At 61.1% G+C, this 13,753-nt stretch carries 14 protein-coding genes; 7 read left to right on the top strand and 7 right to left on the bottom strand.

The features are described from left to right. Positions 1 to 36 precede the first annotated feature (36 nt). From BM062_RS23710 to cysT, 5 genes are all read right to left on the bottom strand, one after another. Entirely contained in the window at positions 37 to 339 is a 303-nt protein-coding gene (locus BM062_RS23710) for a hypothetical protein (protein ID WP_254785232.1), read from the bottom strand. A gap of 321 nt (positions 340 to 660) precedes the next feature. Continuing rightward, positions 661 to 1,653, bottom strand: a complete 993-nt coding sequence (locus BM062_RS23715; protein ID WP_092401858.1) for a CysB family HTH-type transcriptional regulator — start codon at positions 1,651 to 1,653, stop codon at positions 661 to 663. A gap of 10 nt (positions 1,654 to 1,663) precedes the next feature. Further along, positions 1,664 to 2,743, bottom strand: coding sequence for a sulfate/molybdate ABC transporter ATP-binding protein (locus BM062_RS23720; RefSeq protein WP_092401861.1), 1,080 nt, complete (start codon positions 2,741 to 2,743; stop codon positions 1,664 to 1,666). Then, positions 2,740 to 3,690, bottom strand: coding sequence for a sulfate ABC transporter permease subunit CysW (gene cysW / locus BM062_RS23725; protein WP_092401864.1), 951 nt, complete (start codon positions 3,688 to 3,690; stop codon positions 2,740 to 2,742). Before cysW ends, BM062_RS23720 begins: the two co-directional genes overlap by 4 nt. Before the next feature lie 9 nt (positions 3,691 to 3,699). After that, positions 3,700 to 4,572: a sulfate ABC transporter permease subunit CysT gene (cysT, locus tag BM062_RS23730; RefSeq protein WP_092401866.1), complete on the bottom strand. Its 873-nt coding sequence runs from the start codon at positions 4,570 to 4,572 to the stop codon at positions 3,700 to 3,702. Between the two features lie 384 nt (positions 4,573 to 4,956). Between cysT and BM062_RS23735 the strand changes: the two genes are divergently transcribed. The 5 genes from BM062_RS23735 (at position 4,957) to BM062_RS23755 (ending at position 8,660) form a co-directional block, all read left to right on the top strand. After that, on the top strand, positions 4,957 to 5,280 hold the full coding sequence (locus BM062_RS23735) for a hypothetical protein (RefSeq protein ID WP_092401869.1): 324 nt from the start codon (positions 4,957 to 4,959) through the stop codon (positions 5,278 to 5,280). Between the two features lie 77 nt (positions 5,281 to 5,357). Continuing rightward, positions 5,358 to 5,642, top strand: a complete 285-nt coding sequence (locus BM062_RS23740) for a hypothetical protein (RefSeq protein ID WP_092401872.1) — start codon at positions 5,358 to 5,360, stop codon at positions 5,640 to 5,642. A gap of 90 nt (positions 5,643 to 5,732) precedes the next feature. Further along, complete coding sequence (locus BM062_RS23745; RefSeq protein ID WP_092401875.1) at positions 5,733 to 7,127, top strand: sensor histidine kinase; 1,395 nt, start codon at positions 5,733 to 5,735, stop codon at positions 7,125 to 7,127. A gap of 37 nt (positions 7,128 to 7,164) precedes the next feature. After that, positions 7,165 to 7,887 (top strand): head GIN domain-containing protein, encoded by a 723-nt coding sequence (locus BM062_RS23750; protein WP_092401878.1) that lies wholly within the window; start codon positions 7,165 to 7,167, stop codon positions 7,885 to 7,887. Positions 7,888 to 7,907: 20 nt separating this feature from the next. Continuing rightward, on the top strand, positions 7,908 to 8,660 hold the full coding sequence (locus BM062_RS23755) for a LytR/AlgR family response regulator transcription factor (RefSeq protein WP_092401881.1): 753 nt from the start codon (positions 7,908 to 7,910) through the stop codon (positions 8,658 to 8,660). A gap of 15 nt (positions 8,661 to 8,675) precedes the next feature. Here BM062_RS23755 and BM062_RS23760 read toward each other — a convergent pair whose 3' ends face one another. After that, a complete protein-coding gene (locus BM062_RS23760) occupies positions 8,676 to 9,365 on the bottom strand; it encodes a GntR family transcriptional regulator (protein WP_092401884.1) in 690 nt (229 codons plus the stop codon). Between the two features lie 114 nt (positions 9,366 to 9,479). After that, the gene (locus BM062_RS23765) at positions 9,480 to 10,811 is read right to left on the bottom strand and encodes a C4-dicarboxylate transporter DctA (protein ID WP_092401887.1); all 1,332 of its coding nucleotides are present in this window, start codon (positions 10,809 to 10,811) and stop codon (positions 9,480 to 9,482) included. Positions 10,812 to 11,022: 211 nt separating this feature from the next. Between BM062_RS23765 and BM062_RS23770 the strand changes: the two genes are divergently transcribed. Beyond that, complete coding sequence (locus BM062_RS23770) at positions 11,023 to 12,258, top strand: allantoate amidohydrolase (protein ID WP_254785233.1); 1,236 nt, start codon at positions 11,023 to 11,025, stop codon at positions 12,256 to 12,258. An 18-nt stretch (positions 12,259 to 12,276) separates the two neighbouring features. Beyond that, a partial coding sequence (gene hutH / locus BM062_RS23775; RefSeq protein ID WP_092401893.1) for an HAL/PAL/TAL family ammonia-lyase occupies positions 12,277 to 13,753 on the top strand: 1,477 nt, incomplete at its 3' end.

Consider the following 13,753-nt stretch of genomic DNA (forward strand, 5'->3'; position numbering starts at 1 on the left):
TTCCCCGGGGCCGCCTGGCGTCAAGCTGGCTTGCTCTTATTTGGCAGCCATTTTCGATTTGACCACGCCGACGATCACCATCAATATCGCGCCGCCAATACCGCCGCCGCCGACGTTGCTGATAATGGATGTCAGGTCCATCCCGCCCGCTGCCGCGCCGGCGCCGGCGACCGCGCCGCCGGTCAGGGCCGCAAGCAGCCTGCTGCCGATCGCGCCGCCGACAATGCCGGCGATCGAATTGCCCGCCGGGCCAAGATTAAACTTACTTAGTATGCTGCCTGCGATGTTGCCGCCGGCGGCGCCGCTGACCAGCCCGATTATCAGTTGTGTCCAGTCCATAGAAAGCTCCATTTACGTGACGACGATTAATCAAGTGTTTACCCGACCCGTTTAATACGCCCGGACTAGCCGGGCAGTATCAGCAAGGCAATTGAGTATAGGACGAACCTGATTGTTAAGTGGCAACTTTCTTTGCTGCAATGCAACCTCGGGCGGCCGGCAAGATGCCTGGCTCCAAAGAAAAAGCCCGCTGGCCTTGCGGCAGCGGGCTAAATCCGAACCCGAGGAGGAACGGAGGAGACAAACGAAATCGTAGCGCCTGAATATGACAAGAACGTGACGCCGACGCTGCCTGGGCAGGATTTAGTAGCGCTGCTCGATTCAGGCTATTTTCAGGATGCGCTGTTCAAAATCACCCTTGTGCACGCCGTTGCTGCCAGCGCTGTGCGGCTCAGCCTGCAGCGCCTCGACAATATCTTCGCGCTTGAGCTGCGGCGCAAACTGCAAGATGAAATCGTAGGTGTAAGAGCGCAGGTAAGCGCCGCGCCGCACTGCCAGCCGGGTCACGTTGGACGCCAGCAGATGCGACACCTCGATCGAACGCAAGCCGTTCTGGCGGCTATGCTCGGTCGCCATCGAAGCCACCAGGCCAACGCCCAGGCCGAGCGAAACGTATTGCTGGATGACGTCGGAATCCATCGCGGTCAGCACGATGTCCGGCGTAATGCCCGCCGTCCTGAAGGCATCGTCGATATGCCCGCGGCCGGTGAATCCGATATCGTAGGTAATCAAGGGATAGGCTGCCAGGTCGGCCAGGCTGATCGGTCCGCTGATGTCCAGCAAAGGATGGTTCTCCGGCACCACCAGCACATGGCTCCACTCGTAGCACGGGAAGGAAATCAGTTCCTTGAACTGGGTCAGGCCCTCGGTAGCGATGCCGACGTCGGCCTTGCCCGATATCACCCAGTCGGCAATATGTTCCGGCGAGCTTTGCTGGAGAGCGATGCGGACATCGGGAAAACTGGCGCGAAAACCCTGCACCACGCGCGGCAAGGCATAACGCGCCTGCGTGTGGGTGGCGGCCACCGTCAAGGTGCCGCTGGTTTCGCCCGAGTATTCCTGGCTGGCCTGGCGCAAATTCTCGGCTTCCTGCAGCAGCCTTTCGACGATCTTCAGGATGCCCTTGCCCGGATCGGTCAGGCCGATCAGGCGCTTGCCGTTGCGGATGAAAATATCGACCCCGAGCTCTTCTTCCAGCTCGCGTATCTGGCGGCTGACGCCCGGCTGCGAAGTAAACAAGACATTCGCTACTTCGGTCAGGTTGAAACCGCAGCGCGCTGCTTCGCGGATAGAACGTAGTTGCTGAAAATTCATAATATTCTCCTTAGCGTGTTGCCTGCTGATCGACGAACACCTGCAGGCGGCGCGGACGCACCACCAGGGTTTCGCCATCTTTCAAATCGAGCTGCTTGAAACGTTCGCTGGAAATCACTGCTTCGATCAAGCCGGCGTCTGCACCGTCGCTGCGCTCCAATTCCAGCTGCGCCAGCGGCCCGATGGCGTGGGCGCGCCGCAGCTGCACCACGATGCCTTCGGCGCCGGCGGTGTAGCGATCGATGTCGAGGTCGTGCGGCCGCACGTAGCCGATGCCTTGCGCGTCTTGCGCCGCGGCGTGTTCCGGCGCGTCGAACACCGCGCCGCCGGTATCCAGCACGCCCTGGTGCACGCGGCCATGGAACAGGTTGACGTTGCCCAGGAAACCGTAGACGAAAGGCGAAGCCGGATTCTCATAGACCTGCTGCGGCGCGCCTACCTGCTCGACATTGCCCTTGTTCATCAGCACGATCTGGTCCGCCACCTCCAGCGCTTCCTCCTGGTCGTGGGTCACGAAAATGCTGGTGACATGCAATTCATCGTGCAAGCGCCGCAACCAGCGCCGCAATTCCTTGCGCACCTTGGCGTCGAGCGCGCCGAACGGCTCATCCAGCAGCAGCACGCGCGGCTCCACCGCCAGCGCCCGCGCCAGGGCAATGCGCTGGCGCTGGCCGCCCGACAGCTGCGGCGGATAACGATCCGCCAGCCAGTCCAGCTGCACCAGCTCCAGCAGGCTGGTGACCTTTTCCCGGATCGCGCTTTCGTTCGGACGCTGCGAGCGCGGCTTGACGCGCAGGCCGAAGGCGATGTTTTCAAATACGGTCATATGCTTGAACAGCGCATAGTGCTGGAACACGAAGCCGACCTGGCGCTCGCGTACATGGCGCGAAGAAGCATCTTCGCCTTCCAGCAGGACCTGGCCGCTGTCTTGCGCTTCGAGGCCGGCGATGATGCGCAGCAGGGTGGTCTTGCCGCAGCCCGAAGGCCCCAGCAGCGCGGTCAGCTCCCCGGTGGGGAATTCCAGCGACACATTGTTCAGTGCGACAAACTCGCCGAAGCGCTTGTTGATGTTGCTTACCTGGATGCTCATGCCTGCTCCTGTCCTGATTGATGCGCGGCGCCGTGCGGCAATACCGTTTCGCGCAAACGCCATTCGATGAACGATTTCAGCGCCAGGGTCAGCAGCGCCAGAAACGCCAGCAGCGAAGCCACCGCAAACGCTGCCTGGAAGTTGTATTCGTTGTACAGGATCTCGACCTGCAAGGGGATGGTGTTGGTCTCGCCGCGGATGTGGCCGGACACCACCGACACCGCGCCGAACTCGCCCATGGCGCGCGCATTGCACAAGATCACGCCGTACAGCAGGCCCCATTTAATATTCGGCAAGGTCACGTGGCGGAAAGTCTTCCAGCCGGACGCGCCCAGCACCAGGGCCGCCTCTTCTTCCTCGCTGCCCTGCGCCTGCATCAAGGGAATCAGTTCCCGCGCCACAAAGGGAAAGGTGACGAAGACGGTCGCCAGCACGATGCCAGGCACCGCAAACAGGATCTTGATGTCATGCTCGCGCAGCCAGGGGCCGAACCAGCCCTGGGCGCCGAACAGCAGCACATAGATCAGGCCGGAAATCACCGGCGAAACCGAAAACGGCAGGTCGATCAGGGTCAGCAGGATGTTCTTGCCGCGGAACTCGAACTTGGCGATGGTCCACGAGGCGGCGACGCCGAACACCAGGTTGAGCGGCACCGCGATCGCGGCGGTCAGCAGGGTCAGCTTGATGGCGCTGATCGCATCCGGCTCGATGATTGCCGCCAGGTAGGCTTCCCAGCCCTTCTTGAAAGCTTCCGCAAATACCGACAGCAGCGGCACCACCAGGAACAAGGCAAGGAACAGCAGCGCGACTGTCATCAACAGCGTGCGCACCCACAACGGTTCCAGGGTAGCGTTGGGAACATGGACCGGCTCGCCCCTGGCCTGCGGCTTTGCAGCAGGCTGAGCGGCGGCGGTGGCCGGATTGAAATTGCTGGCGGTAGCGCTCACGTCCGGCTCCTAAACTTTGACCGACTGGCCGCGCTTGCGGGTCCAGGCTTGCAATACGTTGATCGCCAGCAGCAGCAGGAAAGACGCGGTCAGCATCACCACCGCAATCGCAGTGGCGCCGGCGTAGTCGTATTGCTCCAGCTTGGTAACAATGAACAAGGGAGTGATCTCAGACACCATCGGCATATTGCCGGCGATGAAGATGACCGAGCCGTACTCGCCGGTGGCGCGCGCAAAGGACAGCGCAAAACCGGTCAGCAAGGCCGGGAATACCGTCGGGAAAATTACCCGGGTAAATGTCTGCCAGTGATTGGCGCCCAGGCTGGCCGCCGCTTCTTCCAGTTCTTTCTCGGCATCTTCCAGCACCGGCTGTACGGTGCGCACCACAAACGGCAGGCCGATGAAAGTCAGCGCTACTAATATACCCAGCGGTGTAAAGGCGACCTTGATGCCGAGCGGCTCCAGGTACCGGCCGATCCAGCCGTTGGTGGAATACAGCGCGGTCAGGGCGATCCCGGCTACCGCGGTCGGCAGTGCGAAAGGCAGGTCGACCAGGGCGTCGATCAGCTTCTTGCCGGGAAACCGGTAACGCACCAGCACCCAGGCCACGACGCCGCCGAAAATCGCATTAAGTAGCGCCGCCAGCAAGGAAGTGCCGAAAGTCAGGCGATAGGAAGCCACCACCCGCGGCGAAGTGACGGCCGCGACAAAACCGTCCCAGCTCAGCGTGAAGGTCTTGAGGAACACCGCCGACAAGGGAATCAGTACGATCAGGGCCAGGTAAAACAGGGTAAATCCCAGCGACAGGCGAAACCCGGGCATCACGCGAAACGGCGTGGCGGGCCTGGCAAGACCTGGTTTGGCAAGTGCGGCGGCTGTCATGCATCGTCCTCTTATTACAAATACGGCTAAAGAACGATGATAATCTCACCGGTTTGTTATAAAGAGAACGAACTTTTTTGCATGTGCATAGAATGGATTTGCATAAGAGAAATAGTGAATTTACTGCCAGACATTCCTATTCCATATCTTTAAAGCAATAAATATCAAGGCCCTGGCGAGCCGACAATGCGCCATTCCCGCACCGCACCCCTGCTGTTTCCCCAAAAGCCGGACAAATCCGCTGCAGCTCAGTCGGGCTTTTTTGTATTCTGTTCCGCCATTTCTGCAGATTGTCGCAAGCAGCTGGCGACTTGCCCTGCCCCTCCCTAAAGTGACGACATGCAACAACGTTTGCCACCTACCAGTCACCTAAGGAGAACAAAAATGAACACAGCACGCCAAGCACTGATCGCCATCCTGTCCATCGCTACCCTGGCCGGCAGCATCGCCCCGGCGCAAGCAGCACCGCAGCAAACCGAAGCCTCGACACTGCCAACCATCACCATCGTCGGCAAGCGCCCAAGCCATCCAGAGTTCCTGCAGACAGTAACGATCGTCGCCAAGCGCCTGACCCCGCAAGAAAAACTGGCGATGGCACAGGAAGAAGGCTGCCTGCCTACCATCACCATCGTCGGCAAACGCCTGAACCGTGAGCAAAAGTCGGTCCTGGCGCAGCAAGAAGCCAGCCGCAAGAAAGCCGTCATCTAAACCGCTGTTATGTCGCAGTTCCCGCAGTTCCCGCAGTTCCCGCAGTTCCCGCAGTTCCATATACCAGGAGATTGCAAATGAACACCACGTCTAAATTACTGGTCGCCGCCACGCTGCTGGCGACCCTGAGCATCGGCGCCAGCCCGGCCATGGCGGCAGCGTCAGCCAAGAAAGCCGCGGCGCCGCCGGCAACGCAGTCGCAAGACATCCCGCTGCTGATGCCGCCCATCGTAATTATCGGCAAGCGCATGACGCCGGAAGAAAAAATCGCTTTTACGCAGCAACAGCGGGCCCAGGCCGTGAAAAAGGTAGCACGCAAGAAAACCGAAGCAACCGGCTCGCCAGCGCTCAGCGCTCTTTGATTCCTTTAGCAAAACGATCAGACTGCTGCGTCCGTTCCGTTTAAAATGACGACAACTTAGCTGAGTTGCCGAACAAACCGATCCCACTCCATGAATTCTGATTCGTTCACCGCATTCAAGAAAAACGCATCCATCGCCTCGGTCTACCTGTCGCGGGGTTTCGACAAGGTAGCAAGCTGGGTGACGCAACTCTCGTGGTGGAAATTCCTGTTGTTTGCGGTACTGGTGCTGATAGCCGCCGGGATTTTGCAGGAAACCTTGTTTTCCTCCAGCGAGCTGGTGATTGAAAAAGTCAGCCAGCACGCCAGCAAGCCGTCCAAGCGCAACAAGGGCAATACCGATATCCGCATCGACGACACCGGCGTCCATATAAAAACCGGTACCTATACCTACGACGGCGACGGCGATAGCGCGATGACGTCGAAATCGCCCGCGGCGCCGGCCTCAGCGTCAGCTGCTTCTGCAGCGTCGCCTGCAGCAGCAGCTGCCACCGCTGACGCCGATGCCGACGACGACGCGCCAAAGGCTCCACCTGTACCGCCCGCCCCACCTGCGCCGCCGGCCGCACCTACGCCGGCTGCACCGAATGCCGCCAGCCTGAGCCTGACCTTGCCGCCGGAAGCGACCGCGGACGTCAACCAGGCGATCAACGACGCTGTCGCCGCCATCCATGAGGCGGCTGCCGAAAAGGCCGAACAGCAGGTGGCGCGCTACCAGAAAAAATCTTCCGAATGGTTCGTGAATTTTGTGCTGCTGCTGCTGATCGGCCTGTTCGGCACCAAGGCTTTGATGGGCGGCAAAAAACGCGCCGAAGCGCGGGCCAGGGCGGCCAACGCCGCCGCCGAACACGCCAACCTGCAGCGCGAGGTTTCGGAAGCCAAGATGCAGATGATCCAGGCCCAGGTTGAACCGCATTTCCTGTTCAATACCTTGGCGTCGGTCGACTACCTGATTGAAACCGATCCGCCGCGCGCCTCGGCCATGCAGAAGCGCCTGATCCAGTACCTGCGCGCGGTGCTGCCGCAAATGCGGGAAACCTCCACCGTCACCACGCTGGGACGCGAAGTCGATATCGTGCGGGCTTACCTGGACCTGCTGAAGATGCGCATGGAAGAACGCCTGAGCGTCGACCTGCAGGTACCGGAAGGCTTGCGCAGCGCGGCCTTCCCGCCGATGATGCTGCAGTCGCTGGTGGAAAACGCCATCAAGCACGGCCTGGAGCGCAAGGCCGAGGGCGGCTACTTGCGCATCAAGGCAGAAGTCGCGGACAATAAGCTGCGCGTCAGCGTGACCGACGACGGCCTCGGTTTTGGCGCTTTCCCCAGCGACGGCACCGGGCTGGGACTGCAAAGCATCCGCGACCGCCTCAAGCTGTTGCACGGCGCTGCAGCGCAACTGGAAATTGCGCCCAACAGCCCGAGCGGCGTATGTTCAACCATCGAAGTGCCGTACCAGGTAGTTGCCGGCAAGGCCAAGCCTCAATAAATCCATCCAACAGGCTAGGAAGCAACAGGAAATAAATATGAAATCGATCCCGCGTCTTGCTTTTGTCCTTACACTGGCCGCTGCAGCCATGGTTCCCCTGCTCAGCTGCAGCGACAGCGCGGCCGCCGACATCGTCAAGACGGAGCGCCAGATAGGCAGCTTCCAGCAGCTGGAAGTGATGGATGCGGTGAACGTGTACCTGACCCAGGGACCCGCCAAGCCGGCAATCATCGAAACCGAGAACGGAGCCGCCTCGAAGGTCGAACTGGAGAACAGCGGTTCGTCATTGAAGATCTATTTCACCGGCCATTCGTTTTTCAGCAGCCACCACAGCATCAACGTCTATATCACGGCGCCTGACGTCAACAGTTTAGGCATCTACGGCTCCGGCGACCTCAAGATCATCGGCAAGCTGAGTTCCAAAGACAGCATCAGGATTTCCATCTCCGGTTCCGGCACCGTCAGCGGCGAACTGAACGCTCCCGTCGTCGCCGCCTCCATCGCCGGCGCCGGCGACATCAAGGTAAGGGGCAAGACGCGCGACCTGAAGGTATCGATTGCCGGCAGCGGCGACTACGACGGCTTCGACCTGATGGCGGAAAACACCAATGTGTCGATCGTCGGCAGCGGCGACGCCCACGTCTATGCCAGCAAGGCCCTGCGGGTCTCGACTGCCGGTTCCGGCGATGTCACGTATGCCGGCGACCCGGAAGTACATTCCAGCATCATGGGTTCGGGCGCAGTCAAGAAAAAACGTTAATTCAATATTAGAATCTGCCTATGCCTACTGCAATCATTGCCGACGACGAACGCCTGATGCGCGACCAGATACGCCTGCGCCTGAGCCAGGCCTGGCCTGAACTGGAAATCCTTGGCGAAGCCAAGAACGGCGATGAAGCGATCGAACTGGTCGACCAGCTGCAGCCTGACTTCACCTTCCTCGATATCCGCATGCCCGGCAAGACCGGGCTGCAGGCGGCGCAGGAAATCGGCGGCAAAAGCCACATCGTGTTCATCACCGCCTACGACGAATATGCGATTGAAGCTTTCGAGCGCGGCGCGGTCGACTACATCCTGAAACCGGCCGAAGCCGAACGCCTGCGCCTGACCGTGACCCGCCTCAAGGCCCGCCTGAGTTCAGCGCCGGCCGACATGGGTTCGATGCTGACCCAGCTTGCCAAGCAGATGGGCATCGCCACCAAGCCGGTCTACCTGCAATGGATACAGGCCAGCATCGGCCAGCAATTACGGCTGATCCCGGTGCAGGAAATCCTGTTCTTCCGTTCCGATGAAAAATACACCAGCGTCCAGACCGCCAGCTACGAAGCGCTGATCCGCAAGCCAGTGCGCGACCTGGCGGAAGAGCTCGATCCCGACCTGTTCTGGCAGATCCATCGCGCCACCCTGGTCAACGTCAACGCCATCGACGGCATCACGCGCGACCTGCGCGGCCGCCACCAGGTGCTGATCAAGGGGCATACAGAAAAACTGGAAGTGAGCCGCAGCTTTATCCATCTGTTCAAACAGATGTAGAAGTGTGAACCGGCCCTAGGCCAGCAGCGCCTTGACGAAATCCTTCTTGGCGCCTGGCGGCGGTATCTCGAACTGCAGCGCCGATTCCACGTGATGCAAGTGGTGCTGCATCAGCTGCACCGCCTTTTCCGTATCGCCGGCCTTCGCCGCCTGCAGGAATTCCACGTGCTCATCGGAGGAACAGGCGGCATCGCGGGTTGACTGGTACAGCATGGTGATCAGTGAGCTGCGGCCGGCCAGCTTGGTCAGGACATCGGTCAAGACCTGGTTGCCCACCGTGCGCGCCAGCAGGATGTGGAAATCGCTCAGCAGCTTGGAACGGACTTGCGGATTTTCCTTGGACAGCGCCTCGCGCTCCTGCTGCAGGTGCTGCTCCAGCAATGCATAGTCGGCGGCAGTGGCCTTGGCCACGAATTCACGCACCAGCGCCGTCTCCAGCACGCGCCGCACGAAAAATATCTGGCGCGCCTCCTCTTCCGTCGGCCGGCTCACGAACGCGCCCTTGTCCGGCACCAGGTCGATCAGCTTGTCTTTTGCCAGCATCACCAGCGCCGCCCGGATCTTGGTGCGGCTCACGGAATACAGGCGCGCCAAGGCTTCCTCCCGCAGTTTGGTGCCGGGCGGCAGGCGCTGCTCGGCAATTGCGGTCGTGATGTCGGCCGCAATATCGTCAGAACTGTCGGCAGGGCTTGGTGACAGGCTCATGTTAGCGATTTCCTCGGAGCGTTGTTCTAAAACCAAAATTGTACTTGCAAATGCGATCCCTTCGAAAGAATAAGAATGCCCGGCCGCACGCAGCTCCGGGCTTGCTTCCCTGGCTTACAGCGCGCGGCTTTCCGCCGCCATCTGCAGGTTTGCCTGCTCATGCAGCGCATCCTCGAGCGCGGCCGGACGGGCGCCGTTCAAGACCGCATGGGCGCGCGCCTTGTCGATATCCTTTTCCCATACCGCCACCACCACGGTCGCCACGCAGTTGCCCAGCAGGTTGCCGAGCGCACGCGCAATGCCCATGAACCAGTCGACCGACAGCACCAGCACCAGCCCCACCACCGGGATCGCCGGGATGGCGGACAAGGTGGCGGCCAGGATCACGATCGCCGAACCGGGCACGCCATGCGCGCCCTTGGAAGTGATCAGGGCTACCGCCAGGATCGCCAGCAGGTCGGTAATCGCCAGCGGCGTATTGGTGGCTTGCGCAATGAATACCGCGGCCAGGGTCAGGTAGATCGAGAAAGCGTCGAGGTTGAACGAATAGCCGGTCGGGATCACCAGGCCCACGGTGGAATCCTTGATGCCCATGTATTCCAGCTTGCGCATCACCTGCGGCAATACGCTGTCCGATGAAGCGGTGGCCAGCACCACCAGCAGTTCGGCGCGCAGGTACTTGATCAGCTTGAAGATGCTGAAGCCCGCCAGCCGCAAGATGGTGCCCAGTATCGCAAAGACAAACACCACCACGGCAAAGAAATACAGCAGCACCAGGAAACTCAGCTGCTGCAGGGATCCGACACCGTATTTGCCGACCGTGAAAGCGATGGCGCCGAACACGCCCAGCGGCGCCAGCCTGATGATGAACGACATGCACTTGAAAAACGCTTCCGACATGCTGTGCACGACGGTGACGATAGGTGCTGCCTTGTCGCCGATCAGCGACAGGGCCGAACCGAAAATGATGGAGAACAGCAGCACTTGCAGCACGTCGCCGGAAGTAAATGCGCTGACCACGGTGTTCGGGATGATTTTCATGACAAAGTCGGAAAAGCTGCCGCCCCTGACCTTGTTGGCGGTTTCCACGTAGCTCGACAGCGCATTCGCGTCCAGCGTATCGGGATTGATGTTCATGCCGACCCCGGGATGGAACACGAACGCCAGCAGCAGCCCCAGCACCAGGGCAACCGTGGTCACCACTTCAAAGTAGATCAGCGCCTTGAGGCCGACCCGGCCGACCTTCTTCAGTTCGCCCGCGCCGTAGATGCCTTGCACCACCACGCAGAACACGATCATCGGAATGATCATCTTGACCAGCTTGATGAAGCCGTCGCCCAAGGGTTTCAGGCTTTCTCCGAATTTCGGGAACAACACACCAACCGCGATTCCCATGACAAGTGCTATCAGCACCTGGCCAAACAGTGATTTGTAAAAGCGCCGCACGTTCGTCTCCTAATTGTTTTGTTTGGTTTATACCAATTTATATATCTGGACGCGCTCTGTTTCGGTCTTGGATCGAGCCTGGAAAAGCAGCGCCCCGGATTCAATATAATGCATTCACTTATTGTATGCAATAATTGAATTCAAGAGTATTATCCAAAAAAACCAAGAAAAACCATGAATCCACAGTAAGGAGACAGCAATGAGTTGCAATATGGAAATACAAACTGCTTGCGGCGAACAGATCATGCGCTGGGCCGACGAGCTGGCGCAGTTCAGCGAAGCGCCCGGCATGCTGACCCGCACTTACCTGACCAGCGCCCACCACGGCGCGGCGGCGCGGCTGGCGGAATGGATGTGCGCGGCCGGCATGAGCGTGCGGCGCGACATGGCAGGCAATGTCATCGGCCGCTATGAGGGGCTGACACCGGATGCGCCCGCCCTGCTGACCGGCTCGCATTTCGATACGGTACGCAACGGCGGCAAGTACGACGGCAATCTCGGCATCCTGCTGCCGATCGCCTGCGTCCAGCAATGGCATGCGGCCGGCAAGCGCTTCCCTTTCGCGATCGAGATCATCGGCTTTGCCGAAGAAGAAGGCGTGCGCTTCAAGGCCACCTTGCTCGGCAGCCGCGCCGCCGCCGGCACCTTCGACCTGGCGGTGCTGGACAACCTGGACGAAGCCGGGCAAAGCATGCGCGACGTCATGGCCGCCTCCGGCTTTCACGCAGCCGGCCTGGGCAAGGCGGCGTATGCACCAGAAACCGTGCTGGCGTTCGTCGAAGTGCATATCGAGCAAGGGCCGGTGCTGCTCAACCAAGACCTGCCGCTGGGCGTGGTGACCGCCATCTCCGGCGCATCGCGCTTCATGGTGGAGATTGAAGGCCTGGCCGGCCACGCCGGCACCGTGCCGATGGACATGCGGCGCGACGCCGCCATGGCGGCCGCCGAAATCGGCCTGTACATCGAACAGCGCTGCCATGGCACACGCGGGCTGGTGGGCACGGTCGGCCAGTTCAACGTGCCGAACGGCGCCGCCAACGTGGTGCCGGGCAAGGCGCTGTTCTCCATCGACATCCGCGCCGAACAAGACGAGACAAGGCAGGCAGCGGTGGCCGATGTGCTGGCCAGGATCGAACAGGTCGGCCAGCGCCGCAATGTCGCGGTCCACACCCGCAAGACCCACGAAGCGTCCAGCGTGCCCTGCGCGCCGTGGCTGCAGCAGCAGCTGGCGGCCGCGATCGAAGCCGGCGGCTCGGCGCCGAAACATTTGCCGTCCGGCGCCGGCCACGACGCCATGGCGATGGCCGCCATCGCCGATGTGGCGATGCTGTTCGTCCGCTGCGGCAACGGCGGCATCAGCCATCATCCCGATGAAATCATGACAGCCGACGACGCCGCCCTCGCCGCCCAGGCGTTCAGCCGCTTTGTCGAAAATTTTAAACGCTAATCCACCTTGGACTTGAACATGACTACTACCACCATCACCATCGACGGCTTCAACCTGACCGCCCAGCAAGTGGTCGACGTCGCCCGCGCGCCGCACCTGCCGGTTGCGCTGGCCGACTCTTCCCGCGCTGCCCTGAAAGAAAGCCGCGACTACATCGAATCGACCTGGATGCACGACGAAGCGCCGATGATGTACAGCTTCAACACTGGCGTCGGCCTGCTGAAAGATACCCGGATCAAGGTCGAGCATATCGCACTGTTCCAGACCCAGCTGATCAAGGCCCACTGCGCCGGCATCGGCGAACCGTTCTCGGAAGAAGTCAGCCGCGCCACCATGCTGTTGCGCGCCAACGCCTTCGCCAGCAACTATTCGGCGCCGCGGGTGGAAGTGGTGGATCGGCTGCTGGCTTTCCTGAACGCCGGCATCCATCCGGTCATGCCGCAAAAGGGGTCGGTCGGCGCCTCCGGCGATCTCGCGCCACTGTCCTACCTGGCCGCTGCGATTGCCGGTTTCGACGAAGCCGAAGTGATGTACCAGGGCCAGCGCATGAGCGCGCCTGAGGCGATCACCAAGTCCGGCGTCGGCCCGGTCAAGTTCGACCTCAAGGCCAAGGACGCCTCGGCCCTGATCAACGGTTGCACCGCGTCGCTGGCGGTGGCCGTGCTGGTGGCGCATGACGCCCGCAACCTGCTGAGCGACGCCTGCCTGTCGCTGGGCCTGACCCTGGAAGCGATGCGCGCCGAGATGGCGGCGTTCGACCACCGCATCCAGCAAGCCCGTCCGCACGCCGGCCAGATCAAGACCGCCGCCATCATCCGCAAGCTGCTGTCGGGTTCGACCCGCACCACGCATGAGGCGCGCGCCGTGCAGTTCCCGGAAGAGCTGCGCCGCACCGACATTCCCTACACCGCCCGCATCCAGGACGTCTATTCGCTGCGCTGCTCGCCGCAAGTCTACGGCCCGGTGTTCGATGCGCTGGACTACATCGACAACATCGTCGACAAGGAAATCAACTCGGCCACCGACAATCCGCTGATTTTCGACAAAGAAGGCGGCGGCTTCGAAATCATCTCGGGCGGCAATTTCCACGGCCAGTACCTGGCGCAGGCGATGGACCTGCTGGCGATGGCGGTCACCGACCTCGGCAGCATCTGCGAACGGCGCGTGGCGCGCCTGATCGACCCGACCCTGTCATGGGGCTTGCCGCGCAACCTGATGAGCGGCGTGCGCGGCGTCAACACCGGTTATCCGGTGGTGCAATGTTCGCTCAGTTCGCTGGTGATGGAAAACCGCACCCTGTGCATGCCGGGCAGCGTCGACAGCATCCCGGCCAAGGGCAACAGCGAAGACCACGTCTCGAACTCGACCTGGTGCGCGCGCAAGGCGGCCACGGTGGTGGCCAATACGCAATACATCATCGGCGTCGAGATGCTGCTGGCGGCGCAGGCCTTGACCATGACGGAAGACTTGCTGCCGGGTTTCGTGCTGGGTAAAG

The organism is Collimonas sp. OK412 (genome assembly GCF_900112135.1).
GTDB classification, from domain to species: Bacteria; Pseudomonadota; Gammaproteobacteria; order Burkholderiales; family Burkholderiaceae_D; genus Collimonas; species Collimonas rhizosphaerae.